The organism is Polaromonas naphthalenivorans CJ2 (genome assembly GCF_000015505.1).
GTDB classification, from domain to species: Bacteria; Pseudomonadota; Gammaproteobacteria; order Burkholderiales; family Burkholderiaceae_C; genus Polaromonas; species Polaromonas naphthalenivorans.
On sequence record NC_008781.1, the window covers coordinates 797,718 to 819,436 of the forward strand.

24 protein-coding genes are annotated in these 21,719 nt (G+C 63.4%); 9 read left to right on the forward strand and 15 right to left on the reverse strand.

Annotation, left to right across the window (positions count from 1 at the left end; translation table 11 throughout):
• Positions 1-15: 15 nt before the first annotated feature.
• The 11 genes from gspF to gspG are packed head-to-tail and all read right to left on the reverse strand — an operon-like array spanning position 16 to position 10,575.
• Positions 16-1,254 carry a type II secretion system inner membrane protein GspF gene (gene gspF / locus PNAP_RS03740; protein WP_011800168.1) on the reverse strand — a complete coding sequence of 413 codons (1,239 nt, stop codon included), beginning with the start codon at positions 1,252-1,254 and terminating at the stop codon, positions 16-18.
• Positions 1,255-1,256: 2 nt separating this feature from the next.
• Positions 1,257-2,666 carry a GspE/PulE family protein gene (locus PNAP_RS03745; RefSeq protein WP_011800169.1) on the reverse strand — a complete coding sequence of 470 codons (1,410 nt, stop codon included), beginning with the start codon at positions 2,664-2,666 and terminating at the stop codon, positions 1,257-1,259.
• 3 nt (positions 2,667-2,669) lie between these two features.
• Entirely contained in the window at positions 2,670-4,886 is a 2,217-nt protein-coding gene (gspD, locus tag PNAP_RS03750) for a type II secretion system secretin GspD (protein ID WP_011800170.1), read from the reverse strand.
• A 6-nt stretch (positions 4,887-4,892) separates the two neighbouring features.
• Positions 4,893-5,696 carry a type II secretion system protein N gene (locus tag PNAP_RS03755; protein WP_011800171.1) on the reverse strand — a complete coding sequence of 268 codons (804 nt, stop codon included), beginning with the start codon at positions 5,694-5,696 and terminating at the stop codon, positions 4,893-4,895.
• Positions 5,697-5,704: 8 nt separating this feature from the next.
• A complete protein-coding gene (gspM, locus tag PNAP_RS03760) occupies positions 5,705-6,208 on the reverse strand; it encodes a type II secretion system protein GspM (protein WP_011800172.1) in 504 nt (167 codons plus the stop codon).
• A complete protein-coding gene (gspL, locus tag PNAP_RS03765) occupies positions 6,205-7,440 on the reverse strand; it encodes a type II secretion system protein GspL (protein WP_011800173.1) in 1,236 nt (411 codons plus the stop codon). The genes gspM and gspL overlap by 4 nt, the downstream gene beginning before the upstream one ends.
• 20 nt (positions 7,441-7,460) lie before the next feature.
• Positions 7,461-8,492, reverse strand: coding sequence for a type II secretion system minor pseudopilin GspK (gspK, locus tag PNAP_RS03770; protein WP_011800174.1), 1,032 nt, complete (start codon positions 8,490-8,492; stop codon positions 7,461-7,463).
• Complete coding sequence (locus PNAP_RS03775) at positions 8,489-9,205, reverse strand: PulJ/GspJ family protein (RefSeq protein WP_011800175.1); 717 nt, start codon at positions 9,203-9,205, stop codon at positions 8,489-8,491. Before PNAP_RS03775 ends, gspK begins: the two co-directional genes overlap by 4 nt.
• Positions 9,206-9,207: 2 nt before the next feature.
• Positions 9,208-9,585, reverse strand: coding sequence for a type II secretion system minor pseudopilin GspI (gene gspI / locus PNAP_RS03780; protein WP_011800176.1), 378 nt, complete (start codon positions 9,583-9,585; stop codon positions 9,208-9,210).
• On the reverse strand, positions 9,585-10,091 hold the full coding sequence (locus PNAP_RS03785; protein ID WP_408633749.1) for a prepilin-type N-terminal cleavage/methylation domain-containing protein: 507 nt from the start codon (positions 10,089-10,091) through the stop codon (positions 9,585-9,587). Before PNAP_RS03785 ends, gspI begins: the two co-directional genes overlap by 1 nt.
• Positions 10,092-10,125: 34 nt before the next feature.
• Positions 10,126-10,575 (reverse strand): type II secretion system major pseudopilin GspG, encoded by a 450-nt coding sequence (gene gspG, locus PNAP_RS03790; RefSeq protein ID WP_041376506.1) that lies wholly within the window; start codon positions 10,573-10,575, stop codon positions 10,126-10,128.
• A gap of 158 nt (positions 10,576-10,733) precedes the next feature.
• Between gspG and PNAP_RS03795 the strand changes: the two genes are divergently transcribed.
• The 8 genes from PNAP_RS03795 to PNAP_RS03830 all read left to right on the forward strand — a co-directional run bounded on the left by PNAP_RS03795 (position 10,734) and on the right by PNAP_RS03830 (position 17,179).
• Complete coding sequence (locus PNAP_RS03795; protein ID WP_232290748.1) at positions 10,734-11,048, forward strand: hypothetical protein; 315 nt, start codon at positions 10,734-10,736, stop codon at positions 11,046-11,048.
• Between the two features lie 226 nt (positions 11,049-11,274).
• On the forward strand, positions 11,275-13,011 hold the full coding sequence (pilB, locus tag PNAP_RS03800; RefSeq protein WP_011800180.1) for a type IV-A pilus assembly ATPase PilB: 1,737 nt from the start codon (positions 11,275-11,277) through the stop codon (positions 13,009-13,011).
• Between the two features lie 85 nt (positions 13,012-13,096).
• Entirely contained in the window at positions 13,097-14,314 is a 1,218-nt protein-coding gene (locus PNAP_RS03805) for a type II secretion system F family protein (RefSeq protein WP_011800181.1), read from the forward strand.
• Positions 14,314-15,165, forward strand: coding sequence for a prepilin peptidase (locus tag PNAP_RS03810; protein ID WP_011800182.1), 852 nt, complete (start codon positions 14,314-14,316; stop codon positions 15,163-15,165). The genes PNAP_RS03805 and PNAP_RS03810 overlap by 1 nt, the downstream gene beginning before the upstream one ends.
• 4 nt (positions 15,166-15,169) lie before the next feature.
• Complete coding sequence (coaE, locus tag PNAP_RS03815) at positions 15,170-15,781, forward strand: dephospho-CoA kinase (protein ID WP_011800183.1); 612 nt, start codon at positions 15,170-15,172, stop codon at positions 15,779-15,781.
• A gap of 39 nt (positions 15,782-15,820) precedes the next feature.
• Positions 15,821-16,576, forward strand: a complete 756-nt coding sequence (zapD, locus tag PNAP_RS03820; RefSeq protein WP_011800184.1) for a cell division protein ZapD — start codon at positions 15,821-15,823, stop codon at positions 16,574-16,576.
• Between the two features lie 58 nt (positions 16,577-16,634).
• Complete coding sequence (locus PNAP_RS03825) at positions 16,635-16,841, forward strand: DNA gyrase inhibitor YacG (protein ID WP_011800185.1); 207 nt, start codon at positions 16,635-16,637, stop codon at positions 16,839-16,841.
• Positions 16,842-16,918: 77 nt separating this feature from the next.
• Positions 16,919-17,179, forward strand: coding sequence for a hypothetical protein (locus PNAP_RS03830; protein WP_011800186.1), 261 nt, complete (start codon positions 16,919-16,921; stop codon positions 17,177-17,179).
• Positions 17,180-17,220: 41 nt separating this feature from the next.
• Here the strand turns inward: PNAP_RS03830 and grxD are convergent, their stop codons facing one another.
• From grxD to hemA, 4 genes are all read right to left on the reverse strand, one after another.
• The gene (gene grxD / locus PNAP_RS03835; protein ID WP_011800187.1) at positions 17,221-17,550 is read right to left on the reverse strand and encodes a Grx4 family monothiol glutaredoxin; all 330 of its coding nucleotides are present in this window, start codon (positions 17,548-17,550) and stop codon (positions 17,221-17,223) included.
• A 155-nt stretch (positions 17,551-17,705) separates the two neighbouring features.
• Positions 17,706-18,557: a peptide chain release factor N(5)-glutamine methyltransferase gene (prmC, locus tag PNAP_RS03840; RefSeq protein WP_011800188.1), complete on the reverse strand. Its 852-nt coding sequence runs from the start codon at positions 18,555-18,557 to the stop codon at positions 17,706-17,708.
• A gap of 96 nt (positions 18,558-18,653) precedes the next feature.
• Positions 18,654-19,775 (reverse strand): peptide chain release factor 1, encoded by a 1,122-nt coding sequence (prfA, locus tag PNAP_RS03845; RefSeq protein WP_011800189.1) that lies wholly within the window; start codon positions 19,773-19,775, stop codon positions 18,654-18,656.
• A gap of 97 nt (positions 19,776-19,872) precedes the next feature.
• On the reverse strand, positions 19,873-21,162 hold the full coding sequence (hemA, locus tag PNAP_RS03850) for a glutamyl-tRNA reductase (RefSeq protein WP_011800190.1): 1,290 nt from the start codon (positions 21,160-21,162) through the stop codon (positions 19,873-19,875).
• Between the two features lie 111 nt (positions 21,163-21,273).
• On the opposite strand from hemA, the gene PNAP_RS03855 reads away from it, so the two are divergent.
• Positions 21,274-21,564: a hypothetical protein gene (locus PNAP_RS03855; protein WP_011800191.1), complete on the forward strand. Its 291-nt coding sequence runs from the start codon at positions 21,274-21,276 to the stop codon at positions 21,562-21,564.
• Positions 21,565-21,719 lie beyond the last annotated feature (155 nt).

Consider the following 21,719-nt stretch of genomic DNA (forward strand, 5'->3'; position numbering starts at 1 on the left):
GACTTATCATATTGCTCACTTTGCCAACTGGTTGAGTTGAATGATGGGCAGCAGCACGGCCAGCACAATCAGCATCACGACCAGGCCCATGGCCACGATCAGCAGTGGCTCCAGCAGGGTGGCCAGTTGCATCGCGCGGCGCTGCACTTCGGTGCCGAGCTGGCGGGCGGCACGGTCCAGCATCAGCGGCAGCTGGCCGGTCTGCTCGCCCAGGCGGGCAAACATGCTGAGCAGTCCCGGAAAGCGCTTTTTATGCGACAACGCCGAGGCCAGCGGCGTGCCTTCGCGCACCAGCACCAGCGCATCGAGCGCATCGGCGCGCATGGCGCGGTTGGACAGCGTGTCCGCCGCCGCCTGCAAGGCCTTGAGGATCGGCACGCCGGCGCCCGCCAGCATCGCCAGCGTGCCGGCAAAACGGGCGGCGTTGTAGCCCCGCGAGAGCTTTCCCAGAATCGGCAGCGTCAGCCAGAAGGCATCGAATTTTTCACGAAAAGAGGCGCTGGACCATGCCAGCCGGAAACCGGCCGCTATCGTTATGAGAGTTAAAAGAATGAGCCAGCCCTGGTTGCGGACAAAGCCCGCCAGGCCCAGCATCATGACCGTCAGCACCGGCAGCGCGCGCTTGCTGCCGGCAAACACCTGCGCGACCTGCGGCACCACGTAGCCGAGCAGGAACATCACGATGGCGATGGCCACCAGCGTCACGATGGCCGGGTAGAGCGCCGCGCCCACCAGCTGCGCCTTGAGTTCCTGGCTTTGCTCCAGGTCGTCGGCCAGGCGTTCAAGCACCATGCCCAGATTGCCGCTGTGCTCGCCGGCGCCGACCACGGCGCAGTAGGTATTTGAAAATTCGCGCGGATGCTGGGCCAGCGCCGTGGCAAACGGCGTGCCGCCGTTGACTTCGGCGCGCAGGTTGGCGACCAGGTGGCGCTGGGGAATGTTTTCGGATTCGTCGGCCAGCGCGGTCAGTGCCCGCTCCAGCGGCAGGCCCGAAGTCACCAGGCCGGCGATCTGTCGCGTCCAGATGGCCAGCGCCGTGGCATTGAAGACGCGCTTGCTCCAGAGCGTGGCGTTCCAGCCCGAAGCGTTTGCCGGCTGGCCGGCCTTGGTGGCGGCGCCGACGGGCTCGACCGCCAGCGGCACCAGCGCCTGCGCCCGCAGCATGCTGCGCGCGGAGCGGGCGGTGTCGGCTTCGATGATGCCCTTGCGGGTGCTGCCCTCGGCGGTCAGGGCTTCGAATGAATAGGCTGGCATGGTCAGTCGCGGGTCACCCGCACCAGTTCCTCGCGCGTGGTGATGCCGGCTTGCACCAGCCGCTCGCCGTCGTCGCGCATCAGCGTCATGCCGTTCTTCAGCGCTGCTTCGCGCAGGTCGGCTTCGGCGGCCTGGTGATGGATCTGCGCCCGGATGGCGTCGTCGGTTGCCAGCAGTTCGAACACGCCGGTGCGGCCCTGGTAGCCGGTCTGGCCGCAGCTCGGGCAGCCGGCGCCTTTGCAATGCACGCAGACCTTGCGCACCAGCCGCTGCGCCAGCACGCCGAGCAGCGACGAACTGAGCAGGAAGGGCTCGATGCCCATGTCGGTCAGCCGGGTCACGGCGCTGGCGGCGTCGTTGGTGTGCAGCGTGGCCAGCACCAGGTGGCCTGTGAGCGAAGCCTGAATGGCGATTTGCGCGGTTTCGAAGTCGCGGATCTCGCCGATCATGATCACGTCCGGATCCTGGCGCAGGATGGCGCGCAGGGCCTTGGCGAAGTCCAGGTCGATCTTGGCGTTGACCTGCGTCTGGCCGACGCCGGCCAGTTCGTACTCGATCGGGTCTTCCACCGTCATGATGTTCTGGCGCCGGGTATCGAGCCGCTCCATCGCCGCATACAGCGTGGTGGTCTTGCCCGAGCCGGTCGGGCCGGTCACCAGGATGATGCCGTGCGGCTGGGCCACCAGGTGCTCGAAGCGCGACAGCACATCGCCCTGCATGCCGACGGCTTCCAGGTTGAGCCGGTCGCCGCTCTTGTCGAGCAGCCGCAGCACAGCGCGCTCGCCGTGGGCGCTGGGCAGCGTGCTGACGCGCACATCGACCGCCCGCGTGCCGATGCGCAGCGAGATGCGGCCGTCCTGCGGCAGGCGTTTTTCGGCAATGTCGAGTTCGGCCATGATTTTGAGGCGCGAGATCAATGCGGCATGCAGCGCCCGGTTGGGTTGCACCACGTTGCGCAGCGAGCCATCGACCCGGAAGCGCACGCTGGAATGGCGCTCGTAGGGCTCGATGTGGATGTCACTGGCGCCGTCGCGCACGGCCTGCGTCAGCAGCGCGTTGAGCATGCGGATGATGGGCGCGTCGTCGGACGTTTCGAGCAAGTCCTCGATGGCGGGCAGCGCCTGCATCATGCGCGACAGATCGACGTCGCTTTCAACCTCGCTGATGACGGTGGCGGCGCTGGATTCGCTCTGGGAATAGGCGGCGCTGATGCGCTGCTGGAGCAACTCGGGCGCCTCGACGTTGATGTGCTGCACATCGAACTTGCGCATCACCTCGCTCACGGCGCCCGCCGTTTCGGGTGTGCCCAGGCTGTGCAGCCACAGCGTCAGGTCGCCGCCAAAGTCCTCAAGCAGCAACTGCTGGCTGCGGGCAAACGCATAGGGCAGGGGGTAGTGGGCGGGATGCTCCATGGCTTATCGGTCAGTCACCGGAGGCAGAGGCGCCGACTGGAAAAGCTGTTGAGAAGCCGGCTGGGCAGGCGCTTGCTCCGGCCGGGCGGGGGCGATGGCCGGCAATACCGGCGATTCATTGACTGGCACCAGGGCGCTGTTGAGCGGCTGCGTCTGCTGCTGGTTGGTGCGCATGAACTCATAGCGGTCCATCGACAGGGCACTCGTGGCGGCCCCGTCGCGCACCACCACCGGCCGCAAAAACACCATCAGGTTGGTCTTCTTGCGGCTGCGGCTCTCGGACTTGAACAGGTTGCCGAACACCGGCACATCGCCCAGCCCCGGCACCTTTTCCTGGTTGCCCGCGAACTCGTCCTGCAGCAGCCCGCCGATCACGATGATGGAGCCGTCCTCGACCAGCACATGCGACTCGATGGAGCGCTTGTTGGTGATCAGGCCGGTGACTGAATTGACCGAGCCCGGCTGCACGCTGGAGACTTCCTGGAAGATCGCCATCTTGACGGTGCCGTTTTCGCTGATCTGCGGCTTGACCCGCAAGGTCAGGCCGACGTCCTTGCGCTCGATGGTCTGGAACGGGTTGACGCTGCCGTTGCTGCCGCCGCTGCCGGTGTTGGTGAATTGCCCGGTCACGAAAGGCACGTTCTGCCCGATGATGATCTTGGCTTCCTCGTTGTCCAGCGTCAGCAGGTTGGGCGTTGACAGGATGTTGCCAGCGCCCGAGGTTTGCAAAAAGTTGGCCAGAAAACCCAGGAAATACACGCCGTTGCTGCGCGCCGCGACGCCCAGGTTCAGGCCTGTGCCGGGTGCCAGCGGGGTGCCGCTGGCCGCTCCGATGGCCGACTGGATGATGTTTTTGCCGCTGCTGCCAAAGTTGGTGCCCAGCAGCCCGATCAGGCTGTCGCCCTTGCCGCCGATGGGCCCCTGCCACTGGATGCCGAACTCGGCCGCCTTGTCCATGTTGACCTCGGCGATCAGGCTTTCCACATAGACTTGCGCCCGCCGCGCGTCAAGCTTTTCAATGACGGCGCGCAGCTGGCGGTATTGCGGCTCGGAGGCGGTGATGATGAGTGAGTTGGTCGCCGGGTCGGCCTGGATTTGCCCGCCGGTGGACGGCCCCGCGCTGGGCGTGATCGGGGCTGTCGCCGCGCTGCTCTGGTTGCCTCCCGCCGCCCCGCCGGGCTGGCTTGACGTGGTCATGGCCGATGCATTGCCCTGGGACGTGGCCAGGCTGGTCGAGCCCGAGCCGCCGCTGGACGTTCCGGTCATGGCGGCGCGCAGCACGGTGGCGAGGTTGGCGGCGTCGGCGTTTTTCAGGTACACCACATAGATGTTGCCGGCATCGCCGTTGGGGCCGTTCAGCGTCGGCGTGTCCAGGGTCTTGAGCAGCGACTTCACCAGTTCCAGGCGTGCGCCGTTGGCGGCGCGAACAATCAGCGAATTGCTGCGCGGCTCGGCCAGCACCGTCGTTTTATAGCTGGCTTCGGCGGTCGCCGCCACGCCGCCGGCACTGCTGTCGAGCAAGCGCGTCAGCAGTGGCGCGATGTCGGTCACCGACGCATAGCGCACCGGAATCAGCTCGACATCGGTGGCGTTGGCCACATCCAGCGCGGCAATGATGCGGGCCAGGCGGTTCAGGTTGTCGGCATAGTCGGTGATCACCAGCGAATTGTTGCCGGGGTTGACATTGATGGTGTTGTTGGGGCTGATCAGCGGCCGCAGGATGGGCAGCAGGTTGTTGGCGTTCTCGAAGCTGAGCTTGAAGATGGTGGTGGCAATCTGGCCGCCGCCCACCGGCACGTTGGTCGATACCGCGCCGCCCTGCAGCTTGGCATCGGCCTCGGGAACGATCTTGTCCAGGCCGGCTGCGTTGACCACGGTAAAGCCCTGCAGCCGCAGTATGGCCAGAAACTGGCTGTAGGCCGCCGCCGGGCTGACCGCGCGTTCCGTCGTCAGCGTGATCGTGCCCTTGACGCGCGGATCGACCACCACGTTGCGGCCGGTCAGCGTGGCCATGGTGCGGGCCACCGCGTCGATGTTGGCGTTGACGAAGTTCAGGGTGATGGCTTCGCCGCGCCGGGGTTCGGACGGCGACGGCGGCGAGGCGACTTGCGGCTGAGCCTGTAGATTTGAAGGAAATATGCCTGTTCCGCACGCCAGTAGGGCGCTGGTAGCTATTGAAATAATAGCGAGCTGGCGGGTGTTGCTGATCGGATGTTTCATGCGGCGTTAACCTACTTTGATGATGGCGGTTGCGCCGTTGCGCCGCCCAATGATGTTCAGGAGATTCGAAAGCGCATCGATGCTCTCGGGCGTGGCGCTGGCAGCGCCATCGAATCGCAAACGCTGGCCGACCCACTGGCCCCGGCCGGTGAGTTGCAGCTTGCCTTCAAGGGTGTTCAGCTCCAGCGTCGAAGGATTGCCGCCCTGGAGCAGCAGGCGGTAGCTGCCCATGGGCTGCAGGGTGGACAGGCGGGACGAGATCCGTGTGGCGTCGAGTTGCAGGCGGCCGGCCAGGATGAGCCGGCCCTGAGCCCAGCGGGCATTGAAACCCTGGGTTGAAGCGACCAGTTGGCCTTGCGCCTGCACGGTGTTCCAGGGGGTTCCCAGGCCGGCCAGCAGCCCGGCGGGCCATTGCGACTGGCTGTCGGACAGCGTCAGTTGCACGCCGCTCCAGCCTGCGAGCCTGGCCTGAAGCTGCAGCGCCTGCTGCATGCAGCATTCGGCGTTCAGTTGAACATTCAGGCCGTTCCAGGCCGGACGGATGGTCCAGGTCAGCTGGCCGGGTAGCGCCACGGCCTCACGGCTGCCAGCGCCGCCCGACAGGACAAGTTGCGCCGAGCCTTGCCAAAAACCGCCACGGGGGCCATCCAGTAGCACATGTTCGCCGCTGGCCTGACGGACCAGCGCGGCCAGCCAGCGGGCCGGGGCGAACAAGACCAGTGCCAGTATCAATCCGGCAAGGGCGCCCGCCATCGCCCAGCGCCAGGGGGCAAAGGCAGAGCCTGGGGCCACGGAAGGGGTGTATGCCATGGTCTTGGCTAGCGGGCGGCAGGCAGGCCCATCACCAGCACGCCATTCCAGGCCGTGCCGCCCGGGGTCGCGCCGCGCACCAGCCGGGCCTCGACCGGCACCGAGCGGGCATTGAGGCGCGCCTGCACCAGCCACTCGGCCAGTGCGTCGGGAGAGGCTTCTTTCAGGGTGATGCTGGCGCGCTCGCCCGCCACGCCAAGCTGGGCCGTGGCGCCCAGCGTCTGCTTGGTGGCAGCGGTCAGGGCGCGCACTGCCTCGTCAAAGCCCAGTGGGGGCTGCTTTTGGATGGCCTGCACCTGACTCTGCATGGCCTGCATCCGCTGCAACTGCGCGCCCAGGGCTTGGGCCTGCGCATCGGCGCTGCGCAAGGTGGCCAGTGCCGGCGCCACGCTGAACTGCCAGAGCAGGAAGGCCAGCACCAGCAGCACGGCCAGCCGGATCAGGTTTTTTTCACGGCCCGGCAGTCCGGTCCAGCGCGCCCGCAGCGGCGCAACAGCGGAGGTCAGGCTCATGGAAGGCGCTCCTCTTTCATCAGCAGGCCGCCTGCGTCCGGCCGGACACTGTAGCCCTGGGGCCGCAGCCGGGCGGAGATATCGGCCACGACGGCGGACGATGCATCAAGTCCTTTCAAGCGGAGTTCGCCTGCTATGAAATCAATAGCTGATGGTGCAGGCAGGTTGGGTGCTGCAGCCTGAAAATTCGCAAGCATGGTTTCCAGGTCAGCCGATGAGGCGGCGCCATTGCGGCGTTGCAGGTCGGCCACGGCGCGAGCCATCTGCAGCGGTGCATCGACCACCACGCGCACTTCGGGAAAGGTGCTGGTCAAGGTATCGCGGATGGCGGCGCGCTGCGCTGCCAGGGCGGACTGCTCTTTCCAGGCCCAGGCCTGAAGGCCGACCAGGTTGACGCCAACCAGCAGCGCGGCGGCCCAGCGCGCGGCGCGCCAGCGCGGCGCCCGAAACAGCGAGGACACCATGGCCGACACATGCTTGCGGGTCCGCGTGCCACGCGTGTAGCGCAGGTCGAACTGCGCCAGATCCCAGCCCGACTGCGTCGCCGCCAGCCAGCGTTCGGGCGCGGTCTGCAGGGTGGCGGGACGGTTGAAGAAGTGTTCCGCCAGTGCCGCCACGCCGGGTTCGGCCAACACCTCGGCCTCTTCGGGCCAGGCTATCAGCGCGGCGGTCGCCACCGAAAGCGGCAGCAGGGTCACACCGTCGGGTCCGGTCCGCATCAGCTGGGCATGGTCGGGTGTGCCGGTGATGTACAGCGAGGAATTGCCGGATGCGTCGCCTGCGCCTGGCGTCAGTTCGGGAACGATGCGCGCGACCGGCCGCCCGGCCTGGGCCAGTGCCGCCAGCCAGGAATCCAGCCAGGCCCTGTCGCAGGCGGCTATCCACACCGGTTCATCGGTGCGCGGATGCGGCTCGATGGCGAAATGCAGCTGGCTGGTTTCGTCGAGCACGCTGTCTTCCAGAAGCCCGTCGAGCACGGCACGCAGCCGCCCCGAATTGCCTTCGTGGAACACCCCGCCCTTGAGCGCGCCCTTTGGCAAGGCAAGCCGGTGCCAGGACAGCCGGCAAGCAGGCACCACGGCCACGATTTCCGCGCCAGAGGCTGCAGGCAACAAGGTCGCGGGTGCCTCGACGGTACGCAAAACGGTACGCCCGTCAGCGCTCAAAACGCCTTCGCAAAGCGTGGCCGCTGTGGGAAGTTCCCGGGAAAGGGTGACGATCAGGGTGGTCATGCTTGGGAAGATTCAGAGGTTCATTGTAGAGTGCGGATTTCCCGAGCCGAAGCGCCCCGGTCACGCCATAAGGTCTTCACATCAGTCACGTCGCGCTGTACCACCGAATGCTCTTCCACCACGATCTGGTCCATCCGCAGCCGCCCCTGGACCTCGAAAAAACGTGAATTCAGGCTGTGCTGCGCGTCATTGAGCGGCACGGCCGTCTGGCCGAGTTGCGCGGTCACTTCGGCCAGTGTCCGGAAGTGGTTGGCCTGGCGCATGTTCACCAGCCGCTGGGCCTGCGCCATGTCCAGCGACGGGATGCAGGCGGACAGCACGGTGGCGCTGGCGGTATTGATATTGACCGGGGTGCGTACCGGGAGCAGTGTGATGTAGGGGCGCAGCACGGCCAGGCTGGCCGGCGACAGGCCCAGCCAGACCAGCTGATCAACCCGCTGCGGCAAAAGGGGCGCCAGCGGGTCGGCCTCGTTCTCGGGATCGGTATTGAGCGCAAGGCGCAAATTTTCAGCCAGCGTCGCCAGTTCGCCTCGGGGCAGGCTGAGCAGATCGAAGAGTTTCGCAAAGGCTTTCAGCGAAGGCTCCGACACCTTGGCGCTGTCCACCAGGCTGGTCACGTTCAGGCGTGCCTGCAGATCAGTGATCTGTCCCGATAAGAAGGTTTGCGAGGCGCTGGCGTCGTCGTCTGGGACGCTGGTTTTGTCCGCCGCCAGAAAGGTCGATAGCCGGGCTTCTTCAAGCGGCACGGCCCAGGGTTCGGACAGGTAGTCGGCCCCGCCCGAGCGGCCATCCTCGCGCAGGATCAGGCGCGCCCAGTCCAGCGCGCCCGTCAGCACCCAGAGCGACTGCACCCGCGCGCGCTCGGCGGCCTCGACCTCCACGCTGCGCCACTGCTGCCACAAAGCCCCCGCCGCCAGGCTGGCCACCAGCGCGACTGTCAGCATCGCCGTGAGCAGGGCCGCGCCTGCCTGGCGGGGCCGCCCCAAGCAAGGCCAGCCTCTCCGGGGGGCAGCGCAGTACGCGCAGCGACAAGCGTGGGAACTCAAGCTCATGACTTGGCGCCTGCCAGCGCCGGACGCACCCAGTCCCGCGTGATGATGCCGTTGATGGCTTCGCCAGCCGGCAGGGTCAATACCAGCCGCACACCGTCGGGAAGCGCCAGATCGGCCGGTACGGGTGGGGCCGTGTTTGGAGCTGGCTGGCTGGTGTTGTCGCTGGACAATGGGTTGGTCCAGGCATTTCCGCGAAAGTAGAAGATTTGCCACTGCTCAAGCGGCGTGATGCGGACTTCGTCCCTTTTTTCCGCATCGCCCGGGTTTTGTGCCCATTGCGCGGCACGGGCCCATGCCGTTTGCAGCTCGCTGCGGGAAAATTGCGGCGGCGACTGCCAGCGCAGCCACTGGTCCTTGCCGTTCACATTGCGGCGCGCCCAGGCCACCACCAGCACGCCGTCACCGGGCTGGACGGTGCTGCGGCGAACGATGCGAAGGCCGCGCCCGTCCCAATCCAGCGTTTGTGTCTGGGGCAACTGCATCAGCGCGTCCAGGTCCGCCGACCACTGCGTCAGCCCGGCCTGCAGGGTCAGCACCGCATCAGCGCGTTGCTGAATCTGCGACTGTGCCCGCACCATGCCATCGAGCCCGCGCCAACTCAGGCCGGCCATCAGCGCCATTGCGGCCAGGGCTACCAGCAGTTCGATCAGTGTGAAGCCACGAACGCGCGCACGAAGCCGCGCAGCATTCGAGGCGGCAAGCCTGGCGGTCATGTTCAGTACCTTCCCACGATGGTGGAAAGCGCCAGGATTCGCGCCTCGCCGTCGAGCACCTGCGCCTCGACACGCAGAAAATTCGGGTTGGGCGTGGGTTGCACCGACAGCCTCACGGCCAGGTTGCGGCCAGCCTGTTCGCAGCCACTGGTGTTGTCGCCGACCGCCGGCATTTGCCGCGACAGGCGCACGCTGACCAGCGCATTTTCCGCGCACAGGTGGGCCAGCAGCAAGTCGGACTGGCGCTCGGCATTGCGCGTCAGCGAGGCCGTGGCCCGCACACCGGCGGCCAGCGCAATCGCCACGATGCCCAGCGCGACCAGCACTTCGATCAGCGTAAAGCCGCGAACACCATGGGATTTGAGCCGGCAGCGCCGCATTACCGTGCACCGGGCGCAGGAACGCCGTCCGTCAATACCGAAAAGGGCCGGATGCCGTCAGTCGCCAGGATCAGGCTGCGAGACTGCTGCGAGATGGACACCAGACGGATTTGTTGCGGCCCGATCACTGGTTCAGGCCCCAGCACGATGACGTTGGCGCTCGCTGCCCGAACGTCCGGGCCCAGCCAGCTGGAGGGAAAAGCCGAACCCGCCGTCAGCCCTTCAAAAGCGAAACCGCTGGCAGTGGCGCGCCAGCGGACCGGATTGGCAGTCATGCGGGACTGTGCCCGCGCTGAGTCCAGCAACACCGCCAGCCGCTGCGCTTCGCGTTCCAGTGCCGTACCCGACGTGTCACGCAGCGCCAGCCCCACGCCCGCCGTCGCGATGGCCATGATGGCGACCACGATCAGCAACTCGATCAGTGTGAATCCGCGATGGAAAATCCGCCTGGACGGTGCAAGCCGCGCCGGGCCGCCCCAGGCAAGGCCAGTCCCCCCGGGGGGCAGCGCAGCACGCGAAGCGACAAGCGTGGGAGCTATGTCAGTCCCAACTGCCGACATCCGCATTTTTTCCCTCGCCGCCGGCCTGTCCATCTGCGCCGAACGACATCACGTCAATTTCGCCCTTGATGCCTGGGTTCAGGTACTGGTAGGGGCGGCCCCACGGGTCGTTGGGCAGTTTGTCGAGGTAGGATTTCCAGTTGGAGGGGATGGGCCCGGTTGTGGGCTTGACCAGCAGCGCCTGCAATCCCTGTTCGGCCGTGGGATAGCGCTGGTTGTCCAGCCTGTACAGCTTGAGCGCCTGCATCAGGTTGTTAACGTCGGTTTTGGCGGCCGTGGCGCGCGCGTCGTCAGCGCGTTCCAGTACGTTGGGAACAATCAAGGCAGCCAGCACGCCAATAATCACCAGCACCACCATCAACTCGATCAGTGTGAAACCCGCTGACAGGCGGCGCCGCATGGACGGGAAGGGAAGATTTTGTGTAGTCATAGAGTGGCTTCAATGATAATCCCGCCATGCAGACAGATGTTTACCGCCTATGGTCTACCAGGATTGTGACATTCGCCATTTCCGCATTGGCCGCTGCCAGCGTGGCTTATTGGAGCCTTAAGGGATGGAGGCCAGAGACACCGTCAGCGGCTCCGGTCGTGGCGCAGGCCTCTCCCGTCACTCCGCAGGCCATCGCCCGTGCGCTGGGCGGCGGCCTGGCACCTGTCACGCCGGTGTCAGGCGCTGCCCCTGCCATCAGTCGCTACGCGCTGGTCGGTGTGGTGGCGGGGCGATTGCGCGCCGGCGCAGCCTTGATTTCGGTGGATGGACAGGAGGCCAAGGCCATTCGCGTAGGTACCCTGGTCGATGATGGCATGAAGCTGGAATCAGTGAGCGGTCGCCGGGCGATATTGGCTTCCGCCACGGGCGCATCGGTAAAATTGACGCTCGAATTGCCTCAACTGGATCAATGACGCTATTTTAATGATAGCTTGATGTGCCTGTAAATCAATGGTTTGAAGCGGAAAAGGCATGTTTTTTGCTTGACCATCACCCATGCGCTTAAATCCTTGGAACTGTGGCGATTTACCCATGTTTTTGTGCACGCTTGCAACGCCAGACCCAAAGCAGGTATGTTTCCTAATTTACACCTGGTAATCATTCGGCGATGATGCCTGTTTTGAGTCTGTATTGATAACCATGTCCGCCACTGATACCGCAATAAAACCCCCAGTTTCCATGGCATTGCCTGGCTTGGGCCGGGCCTTGATCGCTGCCGGCAAGCTGGGCCAAAAGGCGGCCGAGGAAATTTTTCTCAAGGCGCAAGCCAGTCGAACCAGTTTCATTGCCGAGCTGACAGGCTCAGGGGCGGTGTCGGCATTCGATCTGGCGCACCTCATGTCAACGTCCTTCGCCGCGCCCCTTGTGGACATGGATGCCATCGACAACCAGCGTTTGCCCAAGGGCCTGCTCGACAGCAAGATATGCCTGACCTGCCGCATTGTTGTACTGGGCAAGCGCAACAACCGACTGATCGTCGCAACCGCTGATCCATCGGATCAGGGTGCTGCGGAAAAAATCAAGTTTTCTACCCAGCTGGGCGTGGACTGGGTCATTGCCGAATACGACAAGCTGTCCCGGCTGGTGGATGTTTCCAACGCCTCGGCTGCCGAAGCGATTGAAAACATCGTGGGCTCGGATTTCGAATTTGATGAGGAGATGGCGGATTCGCCCGGTGTAGAAAACACTGAAGCCAGCGTGTCGGAAGTTGAAGACGCGCCGGTTGTCAAGTTCCTGCAGAAAATGCTGATAGACGCTTTCAACATGCGTGCTTCCGATCTGCACTTTGAACCTTTCGAGCATTCCTACCGGGTCCGGTTTCGGGTCGATGGGGAGTTGCGTGAAATTTCTTCTCCGCCGGTCGCCATCAAGGAAAAGCTGGCAGCGCGCATCAAGGTGATTTCCAAGCTGGACATTTCCGAGAAACGGGTGCCGCAGGACGGCAAGATGAAGCTCAAGATTGGTCCTGACCGGGTGATCGACTTCCGGGTCAGTACCCTGCCGACCATGTTTGGCGAAAAAATCGTGATTCGTATCCTGGATCCGAGCAGCGCCAAACTGGGGATTGATGCGCTGGGTTATGAGCCGGCTGAAAAGGAGCGCTTGCTGGAGGCCATCAAACGGCCTTACGGCATGGTTCTGGTCACCGGGCCGACGGGTTCGGGCAAAACCGTGTCGCTCTACACCTGCCTGAACATTTTGAATACCGCCGGCGTCAACATCGCCACCGCAGAAGATCCGGCTGAAATCACTTTGCCCGGCGTGAACCAGGTCAGCATGAACGAGAAAGCCGGAATGACTTTTCCGGTGGCCCTGAAGGCCTTTTTGCGCCAGGATCCGGACATCATCATGGTGGGCGAAATCCGCGATGTCGAAACCGCCGACATTGCCATCAAGGCCGCGCAGACCGGCCATCTGGTTCTGTCCACGCTGCATACCAACGATGCGCCGACGACCCTGACACGCATGCGCAACATGGGCATTGCGCCTTTCAACATCGCGTCGAGCGTCATTCTGATTACGGCCCAGAGGCTGGCGCGGCGCCTGTGCCCGCACTGCAAAACCCCGATAGATATTCCGCGTGAAACATTGCTTGAGGCCGGCTTTAAAGAGGATGAAGTGGACGGCTCATGGACGCCCTATCATCCGGTGGGCTGCGACAAGTGCAACAACGGCTACAAGGGCCGCTTGGGCATTTACCAGGTCATGCCAATTTCCGAGGAAATTCAGCGCATTGTCCTGCGTGATGGCAGTGCCATGGAAATTGCAGCCCAGGCCCAGGCTGAAGGTGTCAGGAGCCTGCGCCAGTCCGGTTTGTACAAAGTTAAACTGGGAATGACTTCAATGGAAGAAATTCTGGGCTGCACCAATGTTTGATCCGGTGTTTTTAAGAGCCGGAACATTGGCTGTTGGCAGCAGCGACGCGACGGTCCAAAAACTGTCCATTCAACGATAAGGCATCATGGCAACCGCAGCATCAAAAGGCATCAAGGAATTTGTTTTCGAATGGGAAGGCAAGGACCGGGGAGGCAAACAGGTTCGCGGAGAGATTCGCGCTTCTGGTGAAAACCAGGTCAAGGTGTCGCTGCGCCGGCAGGGCGTGCTGGCGAGCAAGATCAAGAAACGCCGCATGCGCTCGGGCAAGGCCATCAAGCCGCGCGACATCGCCATCTTTACCCGCCAGCTTGCCACCATGATGAAGGCCGGCGTGCCGCTGCTGCAGTCCTTTGACATTGTGGGGCGAGGCAATCCCAACGGCAGCGTGACCAAACTGCTGAACGATGTACGCACGGATGTGGAAACAGGAACGTCGCTCAGCGGTGCTTTCCGCAAATACCCGATGTACTTCAATGCGCTGTACTGCAACCTGGTCGAAGCGGGCGAAGCAGCCGGTATCCTGGAGTCGCTGCTGGACCGGCTGGCCATCTATATGGAGAAAACAGAGGCCATCAAGTCAAAGATCAAATCGGCCCTGATGTACCCAGCTTCTGTCGTGGTGGTGGCTTTTGTCGTGGTGGCCGTGATCATGATTTTCGTGATTCCAGCATTCAAGCAGGTGTTTTCTTCCTTTGGTGCCGAGTTGCCAGCACCCACGCTCATCGTGATGGCCATCAGCGAGTTCTTTGTGGCTTACTGGTGGCTGATTTTCGGTGGTGTGGGTGGCGGTATTTATTTTTTCCTGCAGGCCTGGAAGCGCAGTGAAAAAATGCAGAAAGTCATGGACCGGCTGCTGCTGAAAATGCCTGTGTTCGGCAGCCTGATAGAAAAGTCCGTGATCGCCCGCTGGACCCGTACCCTGTCCACCATGTTTGCGGCCGGCGTGCCGCTGGTCGAAGCCCTCGACTCGGTGGGCGGCGCTTCGGGGAACTCCCTGTATGCCGATGCCACCGAGAAAATCCAGCAGGAAGTCTCGACCGGCACCAGCCTGACAGCGGCCATGGGCAATGCCAACCTGTTTCCCACGATGGTGCTGCAGATGTGCGCCATTGGCGAGGAGTCGGGCTCGGTAGACCACATGCTGGGCAAGGCGGCCGATTTTTATGAAGCCGAAGTCGATGAAATGGTGGCCGGCCTGTCCAGCCTGATGGAGCCCATCATCATTGTATTTCTGGGCACCCTGATTGGCGGCATCGTGGTTTCCATGTACCTGCCGATTTTCAAGCTGGGTGCGGTCGTTTGATGGCGCCGGATCTGGAGCCGGGACTTGTCGCCGTGCTCGCCGGGATTTTGGGCCTGCTGATCGGCAGTTTCCTGAACGTCGTCATCTACCGTGTTCCCAAAATAATGGAGCGCCAGTGGGCGCAGGAATGTGCTGAACTGACGGGTGCACCAGCGGAGCCGGCTGAAAAATTCAACCTGCTGATACCACGTTCGCGGTGTTCCAGTTGCGGCCACCTGATTCGCTGGTATGAAAACATTCCGGTGTTCAGCTACCTTTTCCTGCGGGGAAAGTGTTCGGCATGCGGCGCGCCCTATGGGGTTCGTTATCCGCTGGTTGAAGCGGTCACGGGCAGCCTGTTTTTCTTTTGCGCCTGGCGCTGGGGCTGGACGCCGACGACGCTGGTCTGGTGCGGATTTTCCGCGGTGCTGCTGGCGCTGGCGATGATTGACTGGGACACTACCCTGCTGCCGGACGACATGACCTTGCCCCTGCTGTGGACGGGGCTGATTGCGGCGGCATTGCAGTGGAACCCGGCGGTCAGCTTGTCCGCAGCTTTATGGGGCGCGGTGGCCGGTTATCTTTCGCTGTGGCTGGTTTACTGGGCTTTCAAGCTGGCAACCGGCAAGGAAGGCATGGGCTACGGCGATTTCAAGCTCTTTGCCGCGCTGGGCGCCTGGTTTGGCTGGCCTGCGCTGGTGCCCATGATCCTGATGGCTTCGGTGATCGGCGCCATCATCGGTATCGCGATGAAGTTTTCCAGCGGCCTGCGCGAAGGCGGCTATGTGCCGTTTGGCCCCTTTTTGGCCGGGGCAGGTTTTACCGCCATGATTTTCGGTCCGCAGTCGATCCTTCAATTTGTCGGGTTATAAGCCGATGCATCCGCCTATTCAGCGCATTGGCCTGACAGGCGGCATAGGCAGTGGCAAAAGCACGGTAGCGGGCATGCTGGTGGCCCGTGGCGCTGCGCTGGTCGATGCCGATGCGATTTCCCGGCAATTGACAGCGCCCGGCGGGGCGGCAATCGGTGAACTGCGAAGCCAGTTCGGACCCCAGGCGATCACGGCAGAGGGCGCGATGGACCGTGACCGGATGCGCCAGCTGGCTTTCAGTGACCCGGCCATCAAGGTGCAACTCGAAGCCATCATTCATCCTTTAGTCAGCCAGGAATCCATTCGGCAAGCGCATGCGGCCGTGCAAGCCGGCCGCGCCTGCATCCTGTTCGATATTCCCCTGCTGGTGGAGTCAGGGCGCTGGCGTCAGCAGCTCGACCGTGTGCTGGTGGTGGACTGCACGCAAGAGACGCAAATTGCCCGTGTCATGGCTAGAAATGCCTTTGCGCGCGAGGTGGTCGAGAGGATCATCGCCGGACAGGCCAGCCGCGCGCAAAGGCTGGCAGCGGCTGATAGCTGTATTTGTAACGAGGATTTGTCGCTGCAAGCCCTGGAGCGGCTGGTATGCCAGTTGGCTTCTCGCTTCGGGCTATGATGACAAAACACACCCACTGAAGCCAGGAAAACCAGTTCCGTGATTCTTTACGAGCATCCCTTTAACGAGCGCATACGTACCTATCTGCGGCTCGAGCACCTGTTTTTTCGCCTGGCCGAACTGGTGAAGCGGGAAAGCGCCATCGACCATCACCATGCGCTGACCACCATTTTTGAAATCATGGATGTGGGCGCGCGGGCAGATCTGAAAACCGATGTGCTCAAGGATATTGAAAAGCAAAAGCATCAGCTCAATGGCTATCGCGGCAATCCGGTCATTTCCGAGCAGGTGCTCGACGACATCACCGCCCAGCTCGACAGCTGTTTTGCCAGCCTCAATGAGCTGCCGGGCAAGGTCGGGCAGTCCTTGACGGAAAACGACTGGCTGATGAGCATTCGCAGCCGCGTCGGCATTCCTGGCGGCACCTGCGAATTTGATTTGCCCGCCTACCATGCGTGGCAGCATCTGGGGGTTAATGTTCGCCAGAATGACCTGCAACGCTGGGTGTCGCCGCTGGTGCCGCTGGCTGAGTCCCTGCGCCTGCTGCTCCAGATGGTGCGCGACTCGGGCGCGCCGCAAAAAGTGATTGCGCCGGCCGGGCAATACCAGCAAATGCTGCCACAGGGGCGAACTTTCCAGCTGTTGCGGCTGCGTCTGGACTCCCGCTTGCCGGTAATTCCCGAAATCAGCTGCAACCGGCTGATGGTGTCGGTGCGCTTCATGTCCCAGGAAAGCGATGGCCGCCTGCATACCAGCACCGGCGACACGGTGTTCGATTTGACGCTGTGCAACTGAACTGCGTCGGCCAGGCACATCTTTGGTATCCAGCGCTATTCCAGCCTTATTTCAAGCCATGAAAAAAGACCCATTGACTGTCAAGCAGGTGGTGTGCCCCGGTTGCGGTGGCCCCAGCGTTTATGCGTCCAGCAATCCATTTCGTCCCTTTTGCAGCGAGCGTTGCAAGAACATTGATCTGGGCGCCTGGGCCAGCGAAGACTTTCGTCTGCCTGCCGATACACCGCCCGATGACCAGCCCTATGGCGATCCAAAACTGCACTGAAGCCTCTTGCCCAGGCCGTCACACCGGGAAATGAGGCAGGAGCTGCAGCGTAACCATATCGATACAGGGAGATAAAAATGAAACATATCGTGCCGCGGCCGGTTTGGACCGTGCTGTTCATGGTCGCCGCGCTGATCGGCAGCGCCCATGCCGGTACGCCAGCCTCTGATTCAGGCGGCAAGGCGGTTGCAGCCAAGACCCAGAAAAAGGCCGGTGCTCGCGGCCAGATCCGGTTCCTGCCGGGTTCCGCGGAAACGACCAGGGAGCGAAGCCTCCGCCTGAAGCGCGAGTGCAAGGGCAGGGTCAATGCCGGTGCTTGCGCAGGCTATACCCGCTGAACTGAACAACAAAAAAACGCCCATCACGGGCGTTTTTTTGTTCAGGCTTGAGGGGTGCCCAGCATTTCCTGGAGTTCACCGTTCTGGTACATCTCCATCATGATGTCGGAGCCGCCCACGAACTCGCCTTTCACATACAACTGGGGAATGGTCGGCCAGTTGCTGTATTCCTTGATGCCATTGCGGATGCCTTCGTCTTCCAGCACATTGACCGTTGCGGGCTTGGTCACGCCACAGGCCTTGAGCACCTGGATGGCGCGTCCGGAAAAACCGCACATCGGAAACTGGGCCGTGCCCTTCATGAAAAGCACGACATCGCTGGATTTGACGATCTGCTCAATGCGCTGCTGGGTAGGGTCGGTATGGCTCATGTTGAAATCCTTCAGGTGAAAAGGCCTTGCCAGGCCGTAAAGTCAATAACCGGCGATGGGGCCGGAACGATGAATACATGGAATTTGAATGCAGGAATTCCAAGATCAGATTATCACTTTCTGACAGATGTCCCGTGCCCGACAGGAATTGTCTGTCATGGCGGCCATTGCCCGCCCGAGCAGCGCTCGATGCCCGCCAGATCCTGACGGCCCTGAACCTGAAGAAAACCGCGCTGTACCAGCAATTCCCGGACCCTTCCAGCCTGGTCGTAGCCATGCTCCAGCAGCAGCCAGCCGCCGGGCAGCAGGTGATCTGGTGCCTGTTGAATGATGTCCCGGATGTCGTCCAGCCCGTCCATGCCGGCGGTCAGCGCCTGCAGCGGTTCATGGGCCAGCGCCGCCAGATGCGGGTCGGCGCTGGCAATGTAGGGCGGGTTGCTGGCGATCAGGTGAAAGCGTCCGTTCACCCCTTGCAGCCAGGAGCTTTCAATGAACGCCACGGCCAGGCCCAGCCGCCGGGCGTTTTCACGGGCGACATCCAGCGCATCAGCGCTCGCATCGACCGCCGTGACCTGCGCTTCGCGGCCCGTCGCCTTCAGGCTGTGCGCAATGGCCAGGGCAATCGCGCCGCTGCCGGTGCCCAAGTCCAGAACCTTCAATGGCGGCATCAAGCCCGGAGCTTTCAGCACGGCCAGCGACCATTCCACCAGGGTTTCGGTATCGGGCCGGGGCACCAGCACGCGCGCATCCACCTGCAGCGCCAGGCCGAAAAACTCCTTGCCGCCGACGATGTACGCCAGCGGCTCGCCGCTGGCCCGGCGCAGGCTCAGGGCGCGGAACGCCTCGGCAACCTCCTGCGCCAGCGCGTCGGTGTCGTGCGCCAGCAGCCAGGACCGGGCGCTGGCGGGTTTGCCCAGCGCGTGCAGCAGCAGCAGTTGGGCATCGAGCCGGTCCAGGCCGGCATGCCGGGCTGCCGCCAGGGCTTGCGCGCAAGTGATGGGATTCACGGTCTGGCCTTGATTTGCTATAAAAATAATAGCTATATGTGCTTATGGATACTGCGCAAGATGGCGATTTGATGCAGAAAACAGCGCTTTGGCCGGTCAGCCGCCGTTGTTCGCCGTTTCCAGCTCGTTCAATTGCTCGGCGCCGCGCGCCACCTGCAGCGCCGTGACGACATCGTCCAGGTCGCCTTCCATGATGGTCAAGAGCTTGTACAGCGTCAGGTTGATGCGGTGGTCGGTCAGCCGCCCCTGCGGGAAGTTGTAGGTGCGGATGCGGTCGCTGCGGTCGCCGCTGCCGATCAGGCCCTTGCGCATCGCCGCATCCTTGGCGGCCTGGGCTGAGCGTTCTTTTTCATGGATGCGCGCCGTCAGCACCTTCATCGCCTGGGCCTTGTTGCCGTGCTGGCTGCGGCCCTCCTGGCATTCGGCGACGATGCCGGTCGGAAGGTGCGTGATGCGCACGGCCGAATCCGTCTTGTTGATGTGCTGGCCGCCGGCGCCGCTGGCGCGGTAGGTGTCGATGCGCAGGTCGGCGGGGTTGATCTGGATGGCGACGGTTTCATCGGGCTCCGGCAGCACGGCCACGGTGCAGGCGCTGGTGTGGATGCGGCCCTGGGTTTCGGTCGCCGGCACGCGCTGCACGCGGTGGCCGCCCGACTCGAAGCGCAGCTTGCCATACACGCCCACGCCCATGGCATCGGTCGGACCGTCGATGCGCAGCACCACTTCCTTGTAGCCGCCCAGCTCGCTCGGCGACTCGCTGATGATCTCGACCTGCCAGCGCTTGCGCTCGGCAAAGCGGGTGTAGAGGCGAAACAGGTCGCCAGCGAACAGCGCCGATTCGTCGCCGCCCGTGCCAGCGCGGATTTCAATGAAGGCCGCCCGCCTGTCGTCCGGGTCTTTCGGAATCAGCATCAGCTGCAGCGCTTCATCGAGTTGCGCGATATCGGTTTTGGCGGCGTTGATTTCCTCTTCGGCCATTTCCGCCATGTCCGGGTCGTTCTTGGCCTCGGCCAGCATGCTTTCGGCGCTGGCCAGGTCGGCCTCGCGGGCGGTGAGGCGGTTGTACTGCTCGGCCACGACGCTGGCCTCGGCGTGTTCGCGGGTCAGGGCGCGAAAGCGGTCCAGGTCGCTGACCACGTCGCTGGCGGACAGCAGGGCGTCCAGCTCATGCAGGCGCAGGAGCTGGCGGTCCAGGGTGTGGCGAAGAAAGGGTTTCATGGGCGGGGCAAAGAAAAAATTCGGAGAAACTGCCGGCGGTTTGCCGGGAGGAGGGCGTGGCCAGTGGCCGCAGCGGTAAAGCGAAGGCTTGGTGGCGCTAACGCTCTTTGCGTTCTGTCGCCGCCCTGGGCATCTGGCCGCGCAGAAACAGCTTGGACACGGTGCGCGCCGTGGCTTCGCGGCTGCTGGCATCGCCCGCATGCAGCTCGGCCATCGCGCCGTGCAGCATTTTTTGCGTCAGGCCACGGCTCATGGCTTCGAGCACTTCCTCGATGGACTCGCCCCTGGCCAGCAGCTTTTTGGCGCGCACGATTTCGGCGGCGCGCCAGGCATCGGCCTGCGCATTGAGTTGCTGGATCAGCGGCACGCTGCCGCGCTGGTCCAGCCAGTGCATGAAGTTCTGCACGCCCGCGTCGATGATGACCTCGGCCTCGGCCACCGCCGCCTGCCGGCTGTCCCGGCCGGTTTGCACCACATGCGCCAGGTCATCGACGGTGTAGAGGTAAATATCGGACAGTTCCTTGACTTCGGGCTCGATGTCGCGCGGCACGGCCAGATCGACCATGAACATCGGCCGGTGCTTGCGCCGTTTCAGGGCGCGCTCGACCGCGCCCAGGCCGATGATGGGCAGGGTGCTGGCGGTGCAACTGATGACCGCGTCGAATTCATGCAGGCGGCCGGGCAGGTCGCCCAGGCGCATGACCTCGGCGCCGAAGCGGCTGGCGAGCTTTTCGCCACGGTCCAGCGAGCGGTTGGCAATCGCCATGGCTTTGGGGTTTTTGGCGGCAAAGTGGGTGGCCGCCAGGTCGATCATTTCGCCGGCGCCGACAAACAGCACCTTGATGTCTCCCAGGTCTTCGAACAGCTGGCCGGCCAGCCGCACGGCCGCTGCGGCCATGCTGATGCTGTGGGCGCCGATCTCGGTGCTGGTGCGCACTTCCTTGGCGACGGCAAACGAGCGCTGGAACAACTGGTGCAGCGTGGTGCCCATGGCGCCCGCGTCTTCGGCGGCGCGCACCGCGTCTTTCATCTGGCCGAGGATTTGCGGCTCGCCCAGCACCATCGAGTCCAGCCCGCTGGCGACCCGGAAGGCGTGGCGCGCGGCCTGGTCGTCCTGCAGCGTGTAGGCATGGGCGCGCAGCAGCGAAGGCGAGACGCCGCCGTTGTGCGCCAGCCACTCCATCGTGCTGTCCAGGTCGTTGGTGTCGCCGGCGCAGTAGATCTCGGTGCGGTTGCAGGTGGACAGCAGCGTGGCTTCGGGCTGGCGCGCCAGCGAGGCGCGCAGGCCGCGCAGGGTCGGCTCGATCTGGTCGATGGCGAACGCGAAGCGCCCGCGCAAATCCAGCGGTGCGGTGTGATGGTTTAGCCCCAGGGCCCAGACTGACATTCGCAGATTATAAAATTGAAGTGGCCATGGCGGAATGCCCAGTCACAATCTCCTTTTGGGCATTTATATTCGCTGCTTTTGGCGCTTTTCCTCGACGATTGACTTGCCGACATGACCGCTTACCTGCTCGTCAACCACTTGCTCAACCTGCTGGCGCCTGCCGCGCTGATCGCCTTGCTGCTGGTCGTGCTGGCACGTCTTTTTTCTGGATTTTTTGGATCAAATCGCCAATTTGCGCATGCCTGGTATGCGCAGGCAGCTATCAATTTCATAGTTGGTTCGGGTGTGCTCGTCGCTGGCCTGGTGCTGCTGGGCCACGATGGCAAGATGCTGACTTATGTCGTTCTGGTGGGGGCCATGGCGGCCAGCCAGTGGTTTCAGCAGGGTGGCTGGAAAAGATAGCGCAAGGCTTTTCCGGAATAAATCCCGACCGAATGCTTGACCTGCATCAAGAAAACGGCGGGCGCGACTTCCAGCCAGCCGCAAGGCAAGCGGGCTTGCATGGGGTCATTCTGGCCGGGCGCCCGCAAAAGGTGCGCTGCGATAATATCGGGCTA

Excerpts from the sequence above, each read along its gene's own strand:
- PNAP_RS03775 (WP_011800175.1), bottom strand. The coding sequence starts at position 9,205 with ATGACCGCCAGGCTTGCCGCCTCGAATGCTGCGCGGCTTCGTGCGCGC.
- coaE (WP_011800183.1), top strand. The coding sequence starts at position 15,170 with ATGCATCCGCCTATTCAGCGCATTGGCCTGACAGGCGGCATAGGCAGT.
- pilB (WP_011800180.1), top strand. The coding sequence starts at position 11,275 with ATGTCCGCCACTGATACCGCAATAAAACCCCCAGTTTCCATGGCATTG.
- PNAP_RS03810 (WP_011800182.1), top strand. The coding sequence starts at position 14,314 with ATGGCGCCGGATCTGGAGCCGGGACTTGTCGCCGTGCTCGCCGGGATT.
- gspM (WP_011800172.1), bottom strand. The coding sequence starts at position 6,208 with ATGAGCCTGACCTCCGCTGTTGCGCCGCTGCGGGCGCGCTGGACCGGA.
- hemA (WP_011800190.1), bottom strand. The coding sequence starts at position 21,162 with ATGTCAGTCTGGGCCCTGGGGCTAAACCATCACACCGCACCGCTGGAT.
- gspF (WP_011800168.1), bottom strand. The coding sequence starts at position 1,254 with ATGCCAGCCTATTCATTCGAAGCCCTGACCGCCGAGGGCAGCACCCGC.
- gspK (WP_011800174.1), bottom strand. The coding sequence starts at position 8,492 with ATGAGCTTGAGTTCCCACGCTTGTCGCTGCGCGTACTGCGCTGCCCCC.
- gspI (WP_011800176.1), bottom strand. The coding sequence starts at position 9,585 with ATGCGGCGCTGCCGGCTCAAATCCCATGGTGTTCGCGGCTTTACGCTG.
- gspG (WP_041376506.1), bottom strand. The coding sequence starts at position 10,575 with ATGACTACACAAAATCTTCCCTTCCCGTCCATGCGGCGCCGCCTGTCA.
- PNAP_RS03825 (WP_011800185.1), top strand. The coding sequence starts at position 16,635 with ATGAAAAAAGACCCATTGACTGTCAAGCAGGTGGTGTGCCCCGGTTGC.
- gspL (WP_011800173.1), bottom strand. The coding sequence starts at position 7,440 with ATGACCACCCTGATCGTCACCCTTTCCCGGGAACTTCCCACAGCGGCC.
- PNAP_RS03755 (WP_011800171.1), bottom strand. The coding sequence starts at position 5,696 with ATGGCATACACCCCTTCCGTGGCCCCAGGCTCTGCCTTTGCCCCCTGG.
- PNAP_RS03745 (WP_011800169.1), bottom strand. The coding sequence starts at position 2,666 with ATGGAGCATCCCGCCCACTACCCCCTGCCCTATGCGTTTGCCCGCAGC.
- grxD (WP_011800187.1), bottom strand. The coding sequence starts at position 17,550 with ATGAGCCATACCGACCCTACCCAGCAGCGCATTGAGCAGATCGTCAAA.
- gspD (WP_011800170.1), bottom strand. The coding sequence starts at position 4,886 with ATGAAACATCCGATCAGCAACACCCGCCAGCTCGCTATTATTTCAATA.
- PNAP_RS03830 (WP_011800186.1), top strand. The coding sequence starts at position 16,919 with ATGAAACATATCGTGCCGCGGCCGGTTTGGACCGTGCTGTTCATGGTC.
- PNAP_RS03805 (WP_011800181.1), top strand. The coding sequence starts at position 13,097 with ATGGCAACCGCAGCATCAAAAGGCATCAAGGAATTTGTTTTCGAATGG.
- prfA (WP_011800189.1), bottom strand. The coding sequence starts at position 19,775 with ATGAAACCCTTTCTTCGCCACACCCTGGACCGCCAGCTCCTGCGCCTG.
- PNAP_RS03855 (WP_011800191.1), top strand. The coding sequence starts at position 21,274 with ATGACCGCTTACCTGCTCGTCAACCACTTGCTCAACCTGCTGGCGCCT.